This is a genomic window from Gluconobacter albidus, from assembly GCF_002005485.1.
In the GTDB taxonomy this organism is placed as follows: Bacteria; Pseudomonadota; Alphaproteobacteria; order Acetobacterales; family Acetobacteraceae; genus Gluconobacter; species Gluconobacter albidus.
In genome coordinates this window covers 2,936,300-2,955,000 of the sequence record NZ_CP014689.1, presented here as the reverse complement: position 1 = coordinate 2,955,000, position 18,701 = coordinate 2,936,300, and the positions used below count along the sequence as shown (strand labels likewise).

General features: G+C 60.5%; 25 protein-coding genes and 1 tRNA gene (1 of these 26 cut by a window edge). 10 read left to right on the top strand and 16 right to left on the bottom strand.

The window, feature by feature from the left end; translation table 11 throughout:
• The 3 genes in view from A0U94_RS13550 to A0U94_RS13540 are tightly spaced (at most 19 nt apart) and all read right to left on the bottom strand, a layout consistent with a single transcriptional unit that may run on beyond the window.
• Nucleotides 1–725: the 5' portion of an NAD-dependent epimerase/dehydratase family protein gene (locus A0U94_RS13550; RefSeq protein WP_077803671.1), read on the bottom strand. It extends 244 nt beyond the left edge of the window; only the first 725 of its 969 coding nucleotides appear in the window; its start codon is at nt 723–725; its stop codon lies off the left edge, out of view.
• 7 nt (nt 726–732) lie between these two features.
• A complete protein-coding gene (locus A0U94_RS13545) occupies nt 733–1,209 on the bottom strand; it encodes a DUF192 domain-containing protein (protein WP_077803670.1) in 477 nt (158 codons plus the stop codon).
• Nucleotides 1,210–1,228: 19 nt separating this feature from the next.
• Complete coding sequence (locus tag A0U94_RS13540; protein WP_077803669.1) at nt 1,229–1,879, bottom strand: MBL fold metallo-hydrolase; 651 nt, start codon at nt 1,877–1,879, stop codon at nt 1,229–1,231.
• Between the two features lie 152 nt (nt 1,880–2,031).
• Here A0U94_RS13540 and A0U94_RS13535 point away from each other — a divergent pair, with 152 nt between their 5' ends.
• Together A0U94_RS13535 and A0U94_RS13530 are read left to right on the top strand one after the other, a co-directional pair.
• Nucleotides 2,032–2,382 carry a RidA family protein gene (locus A0U94_RS13535; RefSeq protein WP_062030482.1) on the top strand — a complete coding sequence of 117 codons (351 nt, stop codon included), beginning with the start codon at nt 2,032–2,034 and terminating at the stop codon, nt 2,380–2,382.
• A gap of 172 nt (nt 2,383–2,554) precedes the next feature.
• On the top strand, nt 2,555–3,271 hold the full coding sequence (locus A0U94_RS13530; RefSeq protein ID WP_077803668.1) for a CHAP domain-containing protein: 717 nt from the start codon (nt 2,555–2,557) through the stop codon (nt 3,269–3,271).
• 27 nt (nt 3,272–3,298) lie between these two features.
• Here A0U94_RS13530 and A0U94_RS13525 read toward each other — a convergent pair whose 3' ends face one another.
• The 7 genes from A0U94_RS13525 to A0U94_RS13495 all read right to left on the bottom strand — a co-directional run bounded on the left by A0U94_RS13525 (nt 3,299) and on the right by A0U94_RS13495 (nt 8,178).
• Nucleotides 3,299–3,757 (bottom strand): 23S rRNA (pseudouridine(1915)-N(3))-methyltransferase RlmH, encoded by a 459-nt coding sequence (locus A0U94_RS13525; RefSeq protein WP_077803667.1) that lies wholly within the window; start codon nt 3,755–3,757, stop codon nt 3,299–3,301.
• Nucleotides 3,758–4,210 carry a ribosome silencing factor gene (gene rsfS / locus A0U94_RS13520; protein ID WP_077803997.1) on the bottom strand — a complete coding sequence of 151 codons (453 nt, stop codon included), beginning with the start codon at nt 4,208–4,210 and terminating at the stop codon, nt 3,758–3,760. It abuts the gene before it with no gap.
• Between the two features lie 98 nt (nt 4,211–4,308).
• Nucleotides 4,309–4,896: a nicotinate-nucleotide adenylyltransferase gene (locus tag A0U94_RS13515; protein WP_244178129.1), complete on the bottom strand. Its 588-nt coding sequence runs from the start codon at nt 4,894–4,896 to the stop codon at nt 4,309–4,311.
• Nucleotides 4,897–4,928: 32 nt separating this feature from the next.
• A complete protein-coding gene (locus A0U94_RS13510; protein WP_408735609.1) occupies nt 4,929–6,197 on the bottom strand; it encodes a glutamate-5-semialdehyde dehydrogenase in 1,269 nt (422 codons plus the stop codon).
• Nucleotides 6,190–7,284: a redox-regulated ATPase YchF gene (gene ychF / locus A0U94_RS13505; protein WP_077803664.1), complete on the bottom strand. Its 1,095-nt coding sequence runs from the start codon at nt 7,282–7,284 to the stop codon at nt 6,190–6,192. Before ychF ends, A0U94_RS13510 begins: the two co-directional genes overlap by 8 nt.
• A gap of 124 nt (nt 7,285–7,408) precedes the next feature.
• On the bottom strand, nt 7,409–7,705 hold the full coding sequence (locus tag A0U94_RS13500; protein ID WP_077803663.1) for a transcriptional regulator: 297 nt from the start codon (nt 7,703–7,705) through the stop codon (nt 7,409–7,411).
• On the bottom strand, nt 7,702–8,178 hold the full coding sequence (locus A0U94_RS13495) for a hypothetical protein (protein ID WP_077803996.1): 477 nt from the start codon (nt 8,176–8,178) through the stop codon (nt 7,702–7,704). The genes A0U94_RS13500 and A0U94_RS13495 overlap by 4 nt, the downstream gene beginning before the upstream one ends.
• 64 nt (nt 8,179–8,242) lie before the next feature.
• On the opposite strand from A0U94_RS13495, the gene A0U94_RS16170 reads away from it, so the two are divergent.
• Nucleotides 8,243–9,040 (top strand): CPBP family intramembrane glutamic endopeptidase, encoded by a 798-nt coding sequence (locus A0U94_RS16170; protein WP_244178021.1) that lies wholly within the window; start codon nt 8,243–8,245, stop codon nt 9,038–9,040.
• On the opposite strand, the gene pth is transcribed toward A0U94_RS16170, so the two are convergent.
• Both pth and A0U94_RS13480 read right to left on the bottom strand, forming a co-directional pair.
• Nucleotides 9,009–9,578, bottom strand: a complete 570-nt coding sequence (gene pth, locus A0U94_RS13485; protein ID WP_077803662.1) for an aminoacyl-tRNA hydrolase — start codon at nt 9,576–9,578, stop codon at nt 9,009–9,011. The genes A0U94_RS16170 and pth overlap by 32 nt on opposite strands.
• A 4-nt stretch (nt 9,579–9,582) precedes the next feature.
• Entirely contained in the window at nt 9,583–10,239 is a 657-nt protein-coding gene (locus tag A0U94_RS13480) for a 50S ribosomal protein L25/general stress protein Ctc (RefSeq protein ID WP_062030493.1), read from the bottom strand.
• Nucleotides 10,240–10,436: 197 nt separating this feature from the next.
• Here A0U94_RS13480 and A0U94_RS13475 point away from each other — a divergent pair, with 197 nt between their 5' ends.
• Together A0U94_RS13475 and A0U94_RS13470 are read left to right on the top strand one after the other, a co-directional pair.
• Nucleotides 10,437–11,768, top strand: a complete 1,332-nt coding sequence (locus A0U94_RS13475; RefSeq protein ID WP_077803661.1) for an MFS transporter — start codon at nt 10,437–10,439, stop codon at nt 11,766–11,768.
• 95 nt (nt 11,769–11,863) lie between these two features.
• Nucleotides 11,864–13,057, top strand: coding sequence for an acyltransferase family protein (locus tag A0U94_RS13470; RefSeq protein WP_077803660.1), 1,194 nt, complete (start codon nt 11,864–11,866; stop codon nt 13,055–13,057).
• Here the strand turns inward: A0U94_RS13470 and pgeF are convergent.
• Genes pgeF through rfaD form a run of 3 tightly spaced genes read right to left on the bottom strand, consistent with a single transcriptional unit; the run spans nt 13,015 to nt 15,600 of the window.
• The gene (pgeF, locus tag A0U94_RS13465; RefSeq protein WP_077803659.1) at nt 13,015–13,794 is read right to left on the bottom strand and encodes a peptidoglycan editing factor PgeF; all 780 of its coding nucleotides are present in this window, start codon (nt 13,792–13,794) and stop codon (nt 13,015–13,017) included. The genes A0U94_RS13470 and pgeF overlap by 43 nt on opposite strands.
• Nucleotides 13,787–14,593 (bottom strand): prolipoprotein diacylglyceryl transferase, encoded by an 807-nt coding sequence (gene lgt / locus A0U94_RS13460; RefSeq protein WP_077803994.1) that lies wholly within the window; start codon nt 14,591–14,593, stop codon nt 13,787–13,789. The genes pgeF and lgt overlap by 8 nt, the downstream gene beginning before the upstream one ends.
• A 26-nt stretch (nt 14,594–14,619) precedes the next feature.
• A complete protein-coding gene (gene rfaD / locus A0U94_RS13455) occupies nt 14,620–15,600 on the bottom strand; it encodes an ADP-glyceromanno-heptose 6-epimerase (RefSeq protein WP_077803658.1) in 981 nt (326 codons plus the stop codon).
• An 81-nt stretch (nt 15,601–15,681) separates the two neighbouring features.
• Here rfaD and A0U94_RS13450 point away from each other — a divergent pair, with 81 nt between their 5' ends.
• From A0U94_RS13450 to A0U94_RS13430, 5 genes are all read left to right on the top strand, one after another.
• A complete protein-coding gene (locus A0U94_RS13450; protein WP_062107038.1) occupies nt 15,682–15,972 on the top strand; it encodes an accessory factor UbiK family protein in 291 nt (96 codons plus the stop codon).
• Between the two features lie 178 nt (nt 15,973–16,150).
• A complete protein-coding gene (locus A0U94_RS13445) occupies nt 16,151–16,657 on the top strand; it encodes a type III secretion system chaperone family protein (protein ID WP_062030506.1) in 507 nt (168 codons plus the stop codon).
• 2 nt (nt 16,658–16,659) lie between these two features.
• Nucleotides 16,660–17,481, top strand: a complete 822-nt coding sequence (gene proC, locus A0U94_RS13440) for a pyrroline-5-carboxylate reductase (RefSeq protein ID WP_062030508.1) — start codon at nt 16,660–16,662, stop codon at nt 17,479–17,481.
• Between the two features lie 81 nt (nt 17,482–17,562).
• Nucleotides 17,563–18,252 (top strand): hypothetical protein, encoded by a 690-nt coding sequence (locus A0U94_RS13435; protein WP_062030510.1) that lies wholly within the window; start codon nt 17,563–17,565, stop codon nt 18,250–18,252.
• 71 nt (nt 18,253–18,323) lie between these two features.
• Nucleotides 18,324–18,398, top strand: a tRNA-Gln gene (locus tag A0U94_RS13430).
• A gap of 8 nt (nt 18,399–18,406) precedes the next feature.
• On the opposite strand, the gene A0U94_RS13425 is transcribed toward A0U94_RS13430, so the two are convergent.
• Nucleotides 18,407–18,676, bottom strand: coding sequence for an HU family DNA-binding protein (locus tag A0U94_RS13425; protein WP_062030534.1), 270 nt, complete (start codon nt 18,674–18,676; stop codon nt 18,407–18,409).
• Nucleotides 18,677–18,701 lie beyond the last annotated feature (25 nt).

The window sequence follows — 18,701 nt, the reverse complement described above, 5'->3', positions numbered from 1 at the left end:
TTTCCCGCTTCTGGCGGCTTGGCAAAAACCTTCACCACACCTCTGACGATGTCATCGATATAGGTGAAATCGCGTGAAAGATCCTTCCCTTCATAAAGGGTGACGGGCCGATCTTCTGAAATCGCTTTTGCAAACCCGTAATAAGCCATGTCAGGTCGTCCCCACGGACCATAGACCGTGAAAAACCTCAGCCCGGTCTGAGGGATACCATACAGATATGAATAGGATTCCGACGTCAGTTCGGCGGCACGCTTGGTGACCGCATACAGAGAACTTGGCTGTTCGACCCGATCCGTTTCCCGAAAAGGGGTTTCCTGATTGCGCCCATAGACCGACGACGAAGACGCATACACAACATGCGTCAGTTTTTTCAGACTTCGGCACGCTTCCAGAAGCGAAACCTGCCCCATCACATTGGAAGTCACATAAGAATAGGGATCCACCAGAGAATACCGGACACCAGCCTGAGCGGCGAGATGGATCACGCCCTCCAGATCGGAATGTAGCCCGATGACATCCTGCATGGCCTGGGCATTGGCCACATCCACTTTCAGAAAGCTGAATTTGGGATGAGGCTCCAGCTGGCCTAACCGCGCCATTTTCAGGGAAGGATCATAATAGTCGTTGAGAACATCAATCCCAACGACATCCATCCCCTGCTTCAGAAGGGCTTCGGCAACATGAAACCCGATAAATCCGGCAACTCCGGTAACCAGAATCTTCACAGGCCCATCAGTGCTTCAGGGCAGAACTGGTAACAACATCCCCCACACGGATCCCCAGCTTCTCCGTCACACCCCCCGCGAGCTCGAGCGTATTAGCAACTACACCACCGCTCCGCAGGATAGCTTCGCTCAGGGGAACAGCATTTTCCGCGATGGCATGAATATGATTTGTGGAATCAATGAAAACAATGTCCAAAGACACAAGCGTATTGCGCATCCACATGTCTGACACCTGCGGCGCTGGCCACATGAACAGCATGCCCTCGTTCTCAGGCAGATGCTTACGGAACATTTCTCCGACTTCCTGCTGACGATACGTCTTGGCCAGTTCCACCGTGAACACATGCTTCTGCGCATCACGTGTCGTGATCGTCAGGCTATCCGTTGGCAGACGCGCCTGCGCCTGCGTGATCGGATCTTCCGCTCTGGCAACGCCAGCACTCATTCCAACAGCCGCCAGCAGCACAAAACTTAAAATTCGCATGAGGATATGACTTTCAGGTTCAGGAAATCAGGAACGGATTGGTACGACGCTCTTCGCCGATGGTCGTCGGCATTCCGTGCCCACACAGAACCACGGTATCATCTGGCAAATTCAGAAGATGGGTCCGGATGCCATCGATAAGGGAGCGTGAATCCCCATAGGCAAAATCCGTACGGCCAACCGTTCCGCGAAACAGCGTATCCCCCGCCAGAACCCGCCGGTTGCCATGGTCCACGAAAACGACATGCCCCGGAGTATGACCCGGAACATAGGCCACATGCAGGTCCTGTCCCAGAAAATGCAGAACCTCACCTCCTTCAACGAAGCGATCAGGAACCACATTTTCCATGCCGGTGATCCCGAAAACCGCAGCCTGTTTCGTAATACTCTGCAAAAGGAATTCGTCCCGCCGATCCGGCCCTATAACCGGAACACTCTGATTCTGCTGTTTTTCAAGAGCTTTTTTCAGGGGAGCGGCCCCACCGGCATGATCCAGATGACCATGCGTCAGGAGAATGGCCTCGACAGACAGGTCGCCCAGTTCCTGAAGGATATCATCAACATCCCCGCCTGGATCCACCACGACAGCGCGGCCCGCGTCGTTCGAGAGAATGGTGCAGTTCTGCCGCAAGGGCGTAACCGGCACCCGCTTCGCATACAAAGGAGTCATCACTCCTCCTCCCAGACGGTCCGTTCTGATGTGGCGATACAGGCTCCGCCTCCGCACGACAAGTCAATCAGGGGATTGCCGCGCGCAGATCATTGACCCGTTTTCACAGGAAGGTCACTCTTGCCCTTTCCTCTCCAGACCAAGGTGTCATCATGAGCCGCATCATCCGCACGGAACCCAACGCCATCCTGTCCAAGGCTGTCGAATATCACGGATTCATCTTCACTCAGGGCGTTGTGGCCGCGGATCTTTCTCAGGGCATTGAAGAACAGACCCGCAGCGTGCTCGCCCAGCTCGACCAGATTCTTGAGGAACATGGCACCGACAACACGCGCATTCTTCAGGCCCAGATCTGGGTGAAGGATATCGCCGATCGCGCTGCGCTCAACACGATCTGGTCGGCCTGGCTTCCGGAAAACGCAGCACCCGCCCGTGCCTGTGTTCAGGCGGTGATGGCCGACCCGAAAATTCTTGTCGAGATCATGCTCACAACAACGAAGTGATCTGACCCGAACGATTGTGGCGAGAATGCAGCACGATGTGGTGTCAAAAAGATTTTCCATGGAAATGAAAATTTAACACACAGGTCTGCATTCTGCTCTTGTCAGGGTTGCAGGAAGGTTGTTACCTCCCTGTAACCCGAACAACACACAACCAATCAGGATCCTAAAGATCGTGAAGCATAAAAGTTGCCGGAAAACCTTTCTCTCCGCTCTGGCGCTCTCCGCTGTCGCGTTCTTTTCAGGACAGGCCCAGGCCCGTCACAGTTCGGCTCATCATGGACGGGCTGTTTTCCACGCCCACCGTTCCATCAGTCACCACCATTCCTATGCTCACGTCATCCAGTGCGTCGCCTATGCCAAAACGGCCTCCGAGGTCGAACTGCACGGCAATGCGCGGGACTGGTGGTATAATGCTGCTGGCGTTTACGCGCGCGGGTCTGCACCGCAGGCCGGATCGGTTCTGAACTTCCGGGCTATCCGCCGCATGCCACTCGGCCATGTCGCTGTCGTGCGTTCGGTTGAAGACAGCCGCACGATCTATATTGACCAGTCACACTGGGCCTCGAACGGCATCGCACACAATGTCCGCGTCGTTGACGTTTCTCCCAACAACGACTGGAGCGCCGTTCGCGTCAGCCTCAATGACCGCAGCGGTCGACTGGGCAGCATCTACCCGACATACGGCTTCATCTATCCCCACTCCGACGAAGGTGACCGCAGCCCGGCCCCGCATGTTGTGCTGGCCCGTGCTTCGGCCGCCTCGGGTTTCCGTCACAGTGCTGTCGTGAATGGCTCCGATGCCCTGAGCCATCCGATGCTCAGCACGGAAGTTGCCGAAGCGCCGGACGACGCCTTCACCTCGGACGCGCCAGACCGCTCGATTCGCTGATATAATCGGGGAAATATAACCCGGCGCTCAATCCGGCCGGGATTCCCGATGATAGGGATGGCCGGTATTGATGGCCTGGGCCCGGAAAACCTGTTCGGCGATCAGAACCCTGACCAGCATGTGCGGCCAGGTCAGTTTCCCAAGGGAAATCACGGAATCAGCGCGCTGGATCACGCTCGAATCCAGCCCTTCCGCACCACCGATCAGAAAATGAATGGGACGCCCCGACTCCTGCCAGCGGGACAGCATCTCCGCCAGACGCAGACTGTCAGGCGTCTTGCCGCCCTCATCCAGAGCCACGATCAGCGCATTGTCGGGACAGGCCCCCAACAGAGCCGCAGCATCCTTGCGCTTCTGCTCCTGGACGCTGCCCTTTGACGGCGCGAGTTCCGTCACCGTCAGGGCGGGCCGGATCCGGCCCGCATAACGTTCGAACAGTTCGCGCTCCGGCCCGGCTTTGAGCCGGCCGATTGCGAGCAGTTTCATTCAGTCCTGCTCTTCGCCCTGTCCGACCGCGACTTCGTTTTCGCTGCCATCCAGATCCGTGCCCCACATCCGCTCCAGACCATAAAGCTCGCGGCTTTCCGGCTTGAAGAGATGAACAACAACATCACCGGCGTCGATCAGGACCCAGTCGCTACCATTCGCGCCTTCGATCAGGATACGCTTGATGCCGATCTCATTGAGTTTCTTCTCGATATGATGCGCCATCGCGGAGATCTGGCGGTCGGCAAGACCGGTCGCAATGACCATGCGGTCTGCGAAGTTCGCACGGCCGACAAGATCCAGCACAACGATGTCTTCACCCTTGTCTTCATCCAGACTCGTGGTGATGACCGTAAGCATGCTGGTCAGAACGTCCGGCTGCACGGCTTCGCGCTTGACGGCCGTTTTCTTCGGTCCGGCGACAGCAGCCTTCTTGCGAGCCGTTCCCGGCACCTTGGCAGCCTCGGCCAGTGCCGCATCGGGGGAGCTGGTTTTCCGGCGCACAGGCTTTTTGGCCTGCGATTCGGGAGAGGTCGTCTTGGTGATGGTTTTTACTCCTGATCGGACTCCGGACGAAACTGGCCGGACTCACGCAACGCTGTAGCCGATATATCGTTCTGCGGCGCAGAAAGGAACGTCCATGCGTTGCCTTTTCGCTCCGCAAGCACCGGAGACTCCCGCGAAGGCCGTCTCTGATGCCGTAAAACAGATGCCCCAGCCCCTCTGAGCGCGGGCGAAACGCTTCCCGGACGCGGAGCGACGGCTATGGGAACCATCGCCGCCAGGCGCCGCCAGCGCTTCCATCGCGAGAGTTGCGCCAGGCCGTCCGCCCCCATCAGCCAGACAAACCGCACATGCGGAAAGCGCTGCTTCAGCAACGCCACGGTCCTGACAGTAAAGCGCTGCCCCAGACGGGACTCGATATCGGTCGCAACGATTCGCCCCCCATCTGCAATCCGCTCCGCAGAGGCAAGCCGCACCCTGAACGGCGCCATCCCCTTGCCCGGCTTGAGCGGATTCCCCGGCGAGACCATGAGCCACACCTGATCCAGCCGCAGCGCCCGCAATGCCCGCCGTGCCACCATGAGATGACCGGCATGGGCGGGGTTAAAAGATCCCCCCAGCAGGCCGATCCGCATGTTCCGGCCGTCGCCAGACGTCGGAATACTGCTCAGCCCCGCACCTGTCCGGTGCCGATCACCTCGTAGCGATAGCATGTCAGCTGTTCGAGCCCCACCGGGCCGCGTGCATGCATGCGGCCAGTCGCAATCCCGATTTCCGCTCCGAATCCGAATTCTCCACCGTCACAGAACTGCGTGGACGCATTCCACATCACAACCGCACTGTCCGTTCCATTAAGAAACCCAGTAGCAGCCTCCGCATCCTCGGCAATAATGGCCTCGGTATGCGAGCTTCCATGTCGGGCGATGTGATCCAGAGCGTCCTCAACGCCATCCACCACCGCAATCGACAGCACCGAATTCAGCCATTCCGTTCTGAAATCTTCAGTTCGGGCCGCTTCAAGTGCCGGCACAATCGCGCGGGCCCGGTCATCAGCCCGGAACGCGCATCCTTTCGCCCCCAGATCCTGAACCAAGAGCGACAGGAGTGTCGGCGCAATCGCAGCGTCAATCAGCAACGTTTCCGTTGCCCCACAGACGCCCGTCCGGCGCATTTTCGCGTCCAACAGCACCTTCCGCGCCATGGCCGGATCAGCGCTTGCATGAACATAGGTGTGATTCAGGCCATCCGCATGGGCAAGAACCGGAACGCGGGCTTCGCGCTGCACCCGCTCCACAAGGGATTTGCCACCACGCGGAATAATCAGATCAATCTGCCCCGAAGCCTGCAACATGGCTCCCACCAGAGCACGATCGGCAGATGGCAGAATCTGCACACAGGCTTCATCCAACCCGGCGGCCCGCAATCCATCTTCCATCGCAACCAGAATCGCGCGCGCCGAGTGCAGGCTCTCCCCGCCCCCGCGCAGAATGACGGCATTACCTGACTTGATGCACAATGCCGCCGCATCCGCGCCGACATTCGGGCGGCTTTCGTAAATCATGCCGATCACGCCAAGCGGTGTCGCAACCCGGCGGAAGTGCAAACCATTCGGCCGATCCCACTCTGCCAGAATACGTCCCACCGGGTCCGGCAGACGCGCAACATCCTCCAGACCCCGCGCCATGGCCTCGATCCGCTCCGGCGTCAGCGTCAGACGATCACGGAAAGCTGCATTCCGGTCTTCGGAGAGGGCAGCCAGATCCTTCCGGTTGGCCGCAACAATCCCGGCAGACCGCTCCCGCAAAGCTTTTGCAGCCTCAAAAAGCGCAAGATTACGGGTTTCCTCGCTGGCGCGCGCCAGATTCCGGCTGGCACGGCGGGCCTTCTCCGCCAGACCGCCCAGAATCCGGACGGCGTCTTCCCCCGTCTCAGACATTGAAACGGAACAGCAGGACGTCTCCATCCTGCACCACATATTCCTTGCCTTCGATCCGCAGCTTGCCGACTTCCTTGGCCCCGGCCTCGCCATTGCAGGCCACGTAATCGTCGAACGCCACGGTTTCGCAGGCGATGAAGCCACGCTCGAAGTCGTTGTGAATGACAGCAGCGGCCTGAGGTGCCTTCGTCCCGGCCGTAATCGTCCAGGCGCGGGATTCCTTCGGTCCAACCGTGAAATACGTCCGCAGACCCAGAAGTTTGTAACCAGCCGCAATCACACGATCCAGTCCGCTGTCCGTCAGGCCCAGACCGTCCAGAAATTCCGTACGGTCTTCATGCGGCAACTGACTGACTTCCGCTTCAATGGCGGCCGACACCACGACAACGCCCGCACCCTCGGCTTCGGCCCGCTTGCGCACGGCTTCCGAAAACGCGTTGCCGGTGGACGCCGAGGCTTCCTCGACATTGCAGACATACAGAACAGGCTTCGTCGTCAGAAGCTGAAGACGGGACGCCTCAACCTCCTGTCCCTTCGGAACAGCCGTCCGCGCCGGCTTGCCATCCCGCAGAGCCACAAGCAGCGGCTCCAGGAGTTCAAGCTGTACCTGTGCCTCACGATCGTTGCCGCGAGCGCGTTTCTGAAGCCCGATCTGGCGCTTCTCAAGGCTCTCCAGATCCGCCAGCATCAGTTCAGTTTCAATGATGTCCGCATCACGAACCGGATCAACGCCACCTTCAACATGCGTGATGTCGTCGTCTTCAAAGCAGCGCAGAACATGCACAATGGCATCGACTTCACGGATATTGGCAAGGAACTGGTTCCCAAGCCCTTCGCCCTTGGACGCGCCGCGAACCAGACCGGCAATATCCACGAACTCAAGGCTTGTCGGAACCTTGCGGATGGACTTGCCGATCCGCGCCAGTTCATCCAGCCGCGCATCCGGAACGGCCACACGCCCCGTATTCGGCTCGATGGTGCAGAACGGGTAATTCGCAGCCTGTGCAGCCGCCGTTTCCGTCAGGGCATTGAACAGCGTGGACTTGCCAACATTGGGCAGACCAACGATGCCGCAATTGAAACCCATTCGTGCTCTCCATCATCATTAAAAGACCGCTCGGACGCGAACGACCCGTTCCAGAAAATTCCGTTGCCCTGTTGTTCGCAGAAACCGGAGAGGCTCACAACCTCCCACCCTCGCGAAACAGGCTTCAGCCCACGATTCCCGCCAGATCCTGCAAGGCCCGCACATGCGCCTTTAAAGCCGCACGCCCCTGTGCCGTCAGAACCAGCCAAGTTCGCTGCCGCCCCCCCAGAGGCGCCTTGCGCAACCGCACATAGCCCGCTTCCTGCATCTGCGCGAGATGTTTGGACAGGACCGAGTCACTCACGCCCAGAAGGTCCCGCGCCCGGCCAAATTCCATGTCGTTCACTTCCGACAGGGCCGCAGCAAGCTGCAAGCGGACAGGAGGATGAATAACAGGATCGAATTGGGGAACAGCCTTCACAACCGCGCCGTCATACCAGCCTGCCAGGCCCTCCGCCAGAGCAACGCAACCCCATAGCCGATCGCAAAACTGCCCAGCGTCGCAATCCACGGCAGCCACGCTAGATGAAGTACCCTCGCCCCCGCTCCAGACAGCGCCATCATCGCATAAACCCCCAGAATCATACCGATTGCGATCTTCCGGGTGCGCCCCCGACGGTATCCATTGACGAAATATCCCATCTGCCGCCGCGCGAGCGCGTAGAAAATGCCCATCAATGCGACGCACAGCCCTTCCAGCAGAAAAATGAAGGGCGGGTCCAGACTCATCGCAAAGGTCAGAAGCGCCAGCAGACCGCCCATGACCGGCGCATTCCACCACGGACAGACCAGCTCCTTCGGAAGCCTGTTCCTGAAGGCGTCCAGGGCTTCCAGCTGCGCACGCGCATCGTCCCGACTCCTCACATCCGTAGTTCCGAATCCATCCTGCTGCATGGCCTTGACTTTCCAATATGGAAAATGATGATCTGACTTTCCAATATGGAAAGAGAACCCATTCATGACAATCCTGCACGGCATCTTCGCAGCAAGAATTCTGGCAATCCTCTGGCTCGCATTCCTGCTGGCCGCCTGCGTGCACCACAGCCGCAGGGGAATGCAGGAATGGAAAATCTTCCGCACTGCCCCCCATACTCAGGAAAGACGCCGCTTCTATCTGAAATGGCTGTTGCAGAGCGTCCTGTTTTTCGATCTTGGGGGTCTCGTGACGCTCTGGATTCTGCCTGAATCCGTGAAGCCCACATCCCTTATCCAGCTACGCCTGTCCGCACCGGCGACACCGGTCAGCACGACGCCTCCTGAAATATCACCCGCATTTTTCGCAGGATTCACCTGCGGGCTTCTGATCCTCGCGGGCATGTTCATTCTGCTCCGCAAGCTGAAGCGGCCCGCACTCCTCAACCCACTTGGTGATTTTTCTGCCCTGATCCCACGCACCCTGCCCGAAGCCGGGCTGGCCTTTCTGCTCTGCCTGAATGCGGGTCTGGGAGAAGAGCTTTTCTTCCGTCTGGCACTTCCCCTGCTCGCAGGCCAGCTCACCGGGAGCCTGATCGCAGGCGCAGCGCTCTCAACACTGCTGTTCGGGGGAATGCACTGGTATCAGGGGCGCAAAGGCGTGCTGATCACAACGGTCATCGGCCTGATCTTCATGCTCCGCGCCCTCCACGGAACCCCCCTGATCTGGCTGATGGGATTTCACGCCCTGATGGATGTCATGGCCCTGTTTGTCAGACCCGCCCTGACCGGCCATTTCAGCCGGAACACCGTTACGCCGCCAGCAGGGCAACCTTTGTCATGAAGGCTTCGTGCTCTTTCTTCGCAAGGAGGGGCGCTGCGTCCGCCATGGCCTCAAGCCAGCGCTCGAGTTCCGGCTCTTCCGCCTTGGCGAAATTCCCCAGCACATGACCCGTCACACGATCCTTGTGCCCCGGATGACCGATTCCCATCCGCACGCGCCAGTAATCCGGCCCCGACAGACACTTGTCCATCGAGCGCAGACCATTATGCCCGGCGGCGCCACCACCACGCTTGATGCGCAGCTTGCCGAAAGCAAGATCGAGTTCGTCGTGAAATGCGGTAATATCGTCCGGCGCAATCTTGAAGAACTGCGCGGCCTGCTGAACACTGTCACCCGACAGGTTCATATACGTCATCGGCTTGAGGAGCAGAATCTTCTGCCCCCCGATGACGCCTTCGGAAGTCTCCCCCCGGAAGCGCTTGCGCCACGGTGAAAAACCGTGGCGCCTGGCGATCTCGTCGACCGCCATAAAGCCGATATTGTGTCGATGACGGCTCATCCCCGGCTCGGGATTGCCGAGACCGGTCCAGAGCCTCATGACATTACTTCTTCTTTGCGCCCGGCTTCGTAGCAGCGGCAGCTTCAGCAGCGGCCTTGGCAGCAGCTTCGGCTTCCATTTCGGCGTCGATGGTCGGTGCCGCGATGGAGGCGATAACCATGTCCGCAGCCTGACCACTGGCCAGAACAGCGCCTTCGGTGCCCTTGAGGTCCGTCCAGCGCACGTTTTCGTGGATGTCGAGGCCGCTCAGATCTGCCGTGAAGTGCTCCGGAATGTTGGCCGGATCAGCCTGCACGTCGATGTAATGACGCACAACGTTCAGAACGCCGCCACGCTTGATCCCCGGGGACTTCTCTTCGCCAACGAAAGCGATGGAGACTTCCACGTGGATCTTCGTGCCAGCCGTAACGCGCTGGAAGTCCACATGGATCGGGGCATCGGAAACCGGGTGCAGCTGCACGTCGCGGATCAGGGCCGCAACCGGCTCTGCGCCTTCGACAGCAAGGTTGTACACGCGCGAGGACCAACCACCGCGATGCAGTTCCTTCATGATCACGCGCGGATCAAGTGCGATGATGGAGGGCTCTTCCTTGCCACCGTAGATCACGGCCGGCACCAGGCCCTCACGTCTCGTTGCGCGCGCTGCCCCCTTACCAGCCTTCGCACGCGTCGAGACAGCAAGTGTCGTCAAATTAGCCACTGTTACGCTCCTGCGTATTGAATTTCGTCAACACAGACCTCCAGGGGTGCCTGTGCGAGGCGCGGAGTAGCGGAAAACCGCCACCGATACAACCATTTTCGGACTCAACGGTCCTGCTGCACCCCTCTGGACCATCCCGTCCCGCGACCGCTACGATTGCGTTCCGTTTCCACAGTTCCCGGCAGATATCCCCTCCGATGAGCATCGCCGCCCGCATCGAATGCCTGCCCTTTACCCGCTTTCACTGGAAACTGCTGTTCCTCGGCGGCCTCGGCTATACCTTCGACGGCCTCGATTCCGCCATTGTCGCCTTTGCGCTGCCCATGCTGAAAAACCAGTGGCATCTGAGCGGCCCGGCGCTGGGCCTGCTCGGAAGCGCCACCTATCTGGGCTACGGGCTGGGCGCCCTGCTATCCGGCTGGTGGGGAGACCGATCGGGCCGCCGCCGCGTCATGATGAGCGCGCTGGCCATTTACGCCATCGGCTCGCTCCTGTCCGCCGGATCGTCCTCCTTCATCGCCTTCTTCCTGTGCCGCCTGCTGTCCGGGATCGGGGCCGGTGCGGAAGCCACCATCATCGCACCCTATCTCAGCGAATTCGTTGCCGCCCGCTATCGGGGCGCCTTCACCGCAGCCCTGACCGGGTTTTACTCCTTTGGCTACGTCACGGCGGCGATTCTGGGATTCATGCTTGTCCCGGCCATGGAAGATGGCTGGCGCTGGGCTCTGGCCCTGACAGGCTTTCCAGTCCTCATGCTGCTGTGGTGGCGCCGCGCTCTGCCCGAATCCCCCCGCTGGCTCGACGAACGGGGCCACACGGCAGAGGCCTGCCGGATCGTCGGCGATATTGAAGAAAGCGCAGGCCTCGCGGTCGGCCTGACCACCACGACCGACCGTGGCGCTCCTTCCCTGCGCCCGGTCCGGGATCTGTTTGCCCCGAACCTGCGGCGCTCCACCTTCATGAGCTGGGCCATGTGGCTCGCCATCACTTTCAGCTTCTACGCCTTCTTCACCTGGATCCCGACCCTGATGATCGAACGGGGCATGACCATCACCCGAAGCTTCGGCTACGCCATCTCGATCTATTTCGCCCAGCTCCCTGGCTATGCCTGCGCCGCCCTGCTCACTGACCGCCTTGGACGACGCGGAACCGTGGCCCTGTTCATGCTCGCCGGAGCACTCAGCGCCATCGGCATGGCCGCCAGCCGGACCTCCATGGAGGTCCTGATCTTCGGCATCCTGCTATCCTTTTTCATGAACGGCACTTTCGGCGGCATCTACGCCTACACCCCCGAACTCTTCCCGACCGCCCTGCGCGCCCGGGGCATGGGCCTCGCTTCCGCCATCGCACGCCTCGGCGCCATCGCCTCCCCCGTCCTGATCGGCTGGCTTTACCCGCTCGCCGGCTTTCCCGGCGTCTTCGGCCTGACCACCCTGATCCTCCTGTCCGGCGCCACCGTCACACTCCTCTTCGGCCCCAGAACGGAAAAACGTCCCCTCGACGAAAACCAGACGTTCGCACAGACCTGATTTTTGCCTCAGCCCGCCTCATGCCGCATTCCGAACGGAATCATGCCTGATTTTCATTACAGAAGTGTTCTGCTTTTGCAGAATGGGATCTCAGAGTGCAGACAGTTACGACAGGCGCACAACGCAATCCGGGGATCGACCTGCTCAGGGGCATTTCCATTATCCTCGTCGTCATCCATCACCTCGCTTTGCGCATCCCCCTGATGCACACCGGCCTTTCCACCGTCTTCCCCGACTTTCTTCTGAAAGCCCTGACCTGGGACGGCGCCAAAGGCGTGAAGATCTTCTTCGTCATTTCAGGCTTTCTGATTACCGATCACACAATGCGCCGCTGGGGCAGTCCGGGTAAAATCAACGTCTTCGCCTTCTCCGGACGCCGCGCCTGCCGCATCCTGCCATGCCTGCTGGCTCTGTTGGGAATTCTCGCGGTTCTCAAAATCGCGGGCGCGCCTGACTTCCGCTTCCATCACGACAGCCAGACGCTGCCCGGCGCCATTTTTGCAGCCCTGTTCATGCATCTGAACCTCTATGAAGCCCGGACGAACTACCTCCCGGCCAACTGGGACGTATTGTGGTCGCTGTCGGTCGAGGAACTGTTCTATCTCGCCTTCCCGATCCTCTGCCTCCTGAGTGGGCGCGTTCCAAAACTGATCGGCCCCGGACTGCTTGTCTGCATTTTCGCACTGCTCGCCCTCTCCCTCCCGTTTGCGGAATGGCAACTCCGGGACGCCTCGGAAATCTGGCAGGACGAAGCCTATGGACCGGGTATTTCCGCAATCGCCATGGGCGTCTGCACAGCCCTGCTCGCACACCGGATGCCTCCTGCCATGTTTGCGCGCCTCACGCCTTGGCTGGGCTGGGCCGGAACCTTCGGTGTCGGGCTCTATCTGCTGGACAGCCATATCCTCTGGCAGACCCTGAACTACGGCGCTCCGCTGTTCTTTACATTATCCTGCGCGGTCCTGCTGCTCGCCTTCTACAACGGCTGGGGCAAGGCGACTGCAAGCCGGTTTCTGGCATGGCCGCGTCAGTGGGGACGACTAAGCTATGAAATCTATCTCAGCCACATGTTCGTCGTCATGCCGATGGTCCACCTGTTCAGAGCCACCGGAGAGAACTGGACGTTCGGCTGGGTCTGGTTCCTCCCGACCCTCGGCCTGTCCTTCTGCCTCGGCGTCCTCGTGGACCGTTTTCTCTCACGCCCCGCCGATCGCTGGCTGCTGGAGAAATCCGGCCTTCGCCGCCCTCAGCCCAGTGGAGAGGCCAGCGGGCGGATCGCCGAAATCTGATGCCCGATATGCCCACCGCCTGCGAGTGTGCGGCGGCGATGGCTGAAGAAACGCGGATCTGTCAGCGTATCGACGCCCAGAATCTGTACGGTCCGGACTCCGGCCTGTTCCAAGCGAAACCCGCAATAGCCCGGCAGATCAAACAGGAAATGCCCGGCGCGGGGCGCTGAATGGAAAAAGATTTCCCCCTCCGCCCCATAAGCCAGAACAGCATCGCGCATATCCGGCCCGACTTCATAGCTCGCCGGTGCAATGCAAGGCCCGACAACAGCCCGAATTCCCACAGCCCCCAGCGCAACCATCTGCGCTACCACGGATTCGAGAATCCCGCCCGCAGCGCCACGCCAGCCCGCATGGGCCACACCCACGATCCGTCCATCCTCAGAAGACAGCAGCACCGGCCCGCAATCCGCCGTAATGACGCTCACGCCGATCTCCGGACGGTCCGTCACCAGCGCATCCCCGACCTCCCCGGCCCCCGCGACCCAGAGGGACGTTTCGGCCGTCACAGGCACAGTGATGTCACTATGCGTCTGCTTCAGCCCCAGCAGATGATCCGGCTCCACCCCGATCGCCTGTGCCACCCGGGCCCTGTTCTCCGTCACATTCGCCAGGTCGTCCTGCGAGGACAGCGAACAGTTCAAACTGTCATACGGCGCCAGCGAGACGCCCCCGAGCCGCGTGAAGAACCCGTGCGGCACCCTGAGAACCGATCCCGTCAGCACAGCCTCAGACATGTGCCGACACCTGCGCCGGGCGCCGCATCGCATAAACCATGAGCCCCATCCCCGCGAGCGCCATCGGAATGCACAGCAACTGCCCCATCGTGGTGCCACCGGACAGGAACCCGATATTCGCATCCGGCTGCCGGAAAAATTCGCAGAAACTCCGTGCACAGGCATAGCCGAACAGGAACAGCCCCGACAGGAACCCGAACCGCTCACGCGCCGCCGGACGGCTGGCTGCAAACAGCATGACGCACAACAGCAGCACACCCTCGGTCAGGGCTTCATAAAGCTCGGACGGATGCCGCGGAATCGGCCCACCCGTCGGGAAAATCATCGCCCAGGGCAGATCCGGAGACGCCGGACGCCCCCACAGCTCCCCGTTCACGAAATTCGCACAGCGCCCAAGCCCCAGCCCGATCGGCACCACCGGCACGATGCGGTCCGCAAAGGCCAGAAAGCTCAGACGGTTCTTCCAGCTGAAATAGGCCAGCGCCAGAATGACGCCCAGCGCCCCACCATGAAACGACATCCCACCGTCCCACGTCTTGAAGATTTCCAGCGGGTGCGAAAGATAATCCATCGGCCGGTAGAACAGGACGTAACCCAGCCTCCCCCCCAGCAACACACCAAGAATGGCGTAAAACAGGAAGTCGTCGACCTGCTCTTTCGTCGCCACTTCCGGCGCCAGACGGTTCAGCCGCTTCGCAATCGGCAGCGCAATGATGAACGACACCATATAGGCGAGCGCATACCAGCGCACCGCAAGAGGGCCGACATGAAAGGCAACCGGATCAAAATCAGGAAAGATCAGAGGATGGCTCACAGAATCGGCTCTCAGAGATTGGGGTGGGAACGGGAAAGATAGTCGCGCACATACTGCCCGATTCCGTCTTCAAGAGACGTAAACGGCGCATCATAGCCCGCAGCGCGCAGGCGGCTCATATCCGCACAGGTAAAGGACTGGTACTGCCCGCGCAGCTTCTCGGGCATGTCCACGAATTCGACATCCCTCGCCCGCTTCGCAGCGTCACAGACCGCATGTGCCAGATCGAGATAACTCCGCGCCACACCGGTCCCGCAGTTGAACAGCCCGCTGACCTGAGGATGATCGAACAGCCACAGCATGACGCTGACAACATCCCCGACCCAGATGAAGTCCCGCTGCTGCTGCCCGTCGACCAGTCCCGGCACATCCGAGCGGAACAGCTTTGCCGCACGATCCTGCACGACCTCATCGTATTTGACCTTCACGACCGAGATCATTGACCCCTTGTGGTATTCGTTCGGCCCATAAACGTTGAAGAACTTGAGCCCGGCCCATTGCGGCGGCACAGCCGCTCCGCTTTCGATTTCCCGCTTCACCCACAGATCGAAAGCCTGCTTGGACCAGCCATACAGGTTCAGAGGCCTCAGGCCATCAATGCCATCCAGCCCGTCACGGAACATCTCCGGCCGGTCCGCCGCCCCGTAGGTCGCGGCAGAAGACGCATAGATCATCCGCACCCCCCGCGCCGCGCACCACCGCCACAGTTTCTGCGACAGGGCCACGTTGCTCGACCAGACAAGATCTCCGTCCCGCGCCGTGGTGGCGCTGATCGCCCCCATGTGAAACACGGCTTCCACATCCGGTTCGGTCGCAAGGAAACCTTCCAGCTCATCAGGCGTGATGATGCGATCCGGCGCATGGGACGCCAGATTGCGCCACTTCACTCCGTCCCTGAGCCGGTCAACCACAACCGTCCGCAAGCCCCGGCGACGCAGGGCGGCATGAAGACACGAACCAATGAATCCGGCCCCGCCGGTGACGATAATCATCCTTCCTGTATAGTCTGCCCCCGATAACGATCCAAGCGACGCGCCCGACACGACACGCCGCAGAACAGCAGGACCCTCACCATGGCTGACAGACCCCGCTTTTTCGACGACCTCGCTGGCCTTGCCGGTAACGCATTTTCCGCCGTGACCGGCGCCCGCGAAGAGCTTCATGCCATCGTCCGCACCCGCGTGGACGAAATCCTCAACAGCCTCGACCTCGTGCGACGTGACGAATTCGACGCGGTACAGGAAATGGCAACCCGTGCGCGCATGGCACAGGACGCAACAGAACAGCGTCTGGCCGAAATCGAATCGCGTCTGGCTGCTGTCGAGGAGCTTGCAACCGAAGAAAAAGGCGGCCCACAGGGCTGATCTGCAACAGTCCCCGAAACCAGTGTGACTTTTGCAACGCGTAATGCTTGCACCCGAGGCCAAGGCTCCATAACGTAACTGATGTCGGGAGCGGATTTTCCGCTTCCGGCCGCAGACATCTGGAGCGCCGCACCGGCGCCAGGCCGGTGCCAGGCTCCACGGCCTTGGGAGACCCGCCATGCCTGCCCTGAGCACCTCACTCACCAATGAAACAGAATCCCATCCGCTCGACCTGATGGAACAGGTCATGGGCCTCTATGAATGGGAGTTCGAACGCCTCGGCCCGTCCGAAATGGCCGCCCAGGCCCCCGGACAGTGGTGCGACTATTCCCTGTACTTCACATGGTCCGACGAACTATCGGCCCTGCATCTGAACTGCATCATGGACCTGCGCTCCCCCGCAAAGCGCCGGCCGGCCGTCCACGAACTCGTTTCCCTCGCCAATAACCGCCTCTGGATCGGCCATTTCGCCGTCGACCCCGACACAGGCACGCCCTCCTACCGACATACGCTCCTGCTGCGCGGCGTGCAGACGCTGCCAGGCGAAAGCATGGAAGACCTCGTGGAAATCGCGATGTCAGAATGCGAGCGTTTTTATCCTGCCTTCCAGTTCGCACTCTGGGGCGGAAAATCACCGCAGGAGGCCATAGACGCCGCCATGCTCGACTGTGTGGGAGACGCCTGACAGTGCCATCCGTCCCTTCAATCCTTCTTGCAGGGTGCGGCAAGCTGGGAGGCGCGCTCCTCGACGGGTGGCTCGCCTCCCCCACTCCGCCACGCCTCGTCGTCCTTGACCGACACCGAACCAGTCCGGACGATACGATCACCGTCGTCCGGACAGCCGCCGAAATCCCTGCCGATTTCCAACCCGACATCATCGTCCTCGCCGTTAAACCTGGCGCTGCCGAAATCGTGATCGACGCGCTTGGAAAAGCGCTGGGGCCGCGCCTGAACGGGGCCGCTCTTCTCTCAGTCATGGCGGGTCGTACCTGCGAGGCTCTTTCGGAAGCAGCCCGGCTTGCAGGCGCGGAAATTCCGGTCCTGCGCGCCATGCCCAACACCCCCTCCTCGGTCGGTGCCGGGATCAGCGGTCTCTACGCTTCGGCCGCAGCAACCCCGGAGCAGACCTCCATCTGTCACGATCTGCTTTTCGCGGTTGGCGACGTCGTACCGGTCGAAAACGAAAACGATCTGTCGGTCGTCACGGCCATTTCCGGCTCCGGCCCGGCCTATGTGTTCCTTCTGGCCGAACTGCTGGAAAAAGCTGGGCAACAGCATGGTCTGGCGCCGAATGTCGCCCGCCGTCTGGCCCGTGGAACAATCTATGGCGCAGGACGCATGCTCGACGATCTGCCCGAAAGCGCAGAAGACCTCCGCAAGGCCGTCACCAGCCCCAACGGCACCACTGCCGCGGCTCTGGCCATCCTCATGAAACCTGATGCATGGCCCGAAACGGTTCCAAAAGCTATTGACGCTGCTACAAAACGGGCCGACGAACTCGCTGGCTGACGGTTTCTTTATGGGAGAGAGCTTGTCGGCGGACCGCAATGCTCCCACCAATAGACCAGAAGCTTTCGACAGGAGACCCGTATGGACGGACGGCAGGACCCCTTTGAATCCGACGACATGGCACTGAGTGGTCCGCCGGACATGGCGCAGGAAGCCTTCGACGCCGCCCTCCTCCAGTCTGCCCTGTCGCTCGCCGCAAGCGAGGGATGGCACCGCTTTTCACTCGTGGATGCCGCCCGGGACGCCGACCTGCCGGTCGAGACAGTCCGCAAACGCTATCCCGTCAAAGCCCTCCTCCTGCTCCAGCTCGGGCGTCTGGCCGACGCCAGCGCCCTGCGTGACGATGGTAATGGCGGCACGCTGCGCGAATATCTCTTCGACTTGATCATGCGCCGCTTCGATATTTTTCAGGAATATCGCGAAGGGGTGCGGGCAGTCTTGCAGGCTGTTCCCTACGATCCGGCTCTGGCCGCCTTTCTGGCTGGCACAACCCTTGATTCCATGAAATGGCTGGCAGAAACAGCCGGAATCGACTGCACGGGTTTCGGCGGCGTATGGCGCATCAATGCCCTTGCAGCCGTCTGGGCACATGCCATGCGGGCCTGGGAAAAAGACGAAAGCCCGGACCTGGCGGCGACCATGGCTGCCCTCGATGGCGCACTGGACCGTGCCGAGCGATACGGGATTCTCAAGCCCTCAGCCCGGCGCAAAATGGACGAGGCCCTGAACAATACCGGCCTGCCAGACCACGATCTCGAACTGGAGTCCTGACTTCGGACTTTACGAAGACAACCGGTTCGGACTAGAAGTCCGAAAGCATGCGCTCCAGAGAGCGCATCGATTGGGGTGTAGCCAAGCGGTAAGGCAGCGGATTTTGATTCCGCCACGCGGAGGTTCGAATCCTCCCACCCCAGCCACCCTCCATTCAGACAGACTGCTTCAGTCCCGGACTGGCTTTGAACCGCACGGTCCGTCCCGCAGAAACCGTGACAGACTCTCCGGTTCTCGGATTGACGGCCTGCCGCGCCCTGGTTTCACAGACCGTGAATGTTCCGAAGGATGGCAGCGTAAATCCTCCTTCTTCCCGTAATTCCTCGATAATCGCCTCAATCATGTCATTGACGGCCCTCTGGGCAACAACCCCAGTGCAATTCATGGAATCCTGAAGAACTGCGGCAAGAAAAGCTTTGCTCATGAATGAAACTCCGGATTTACTGAAT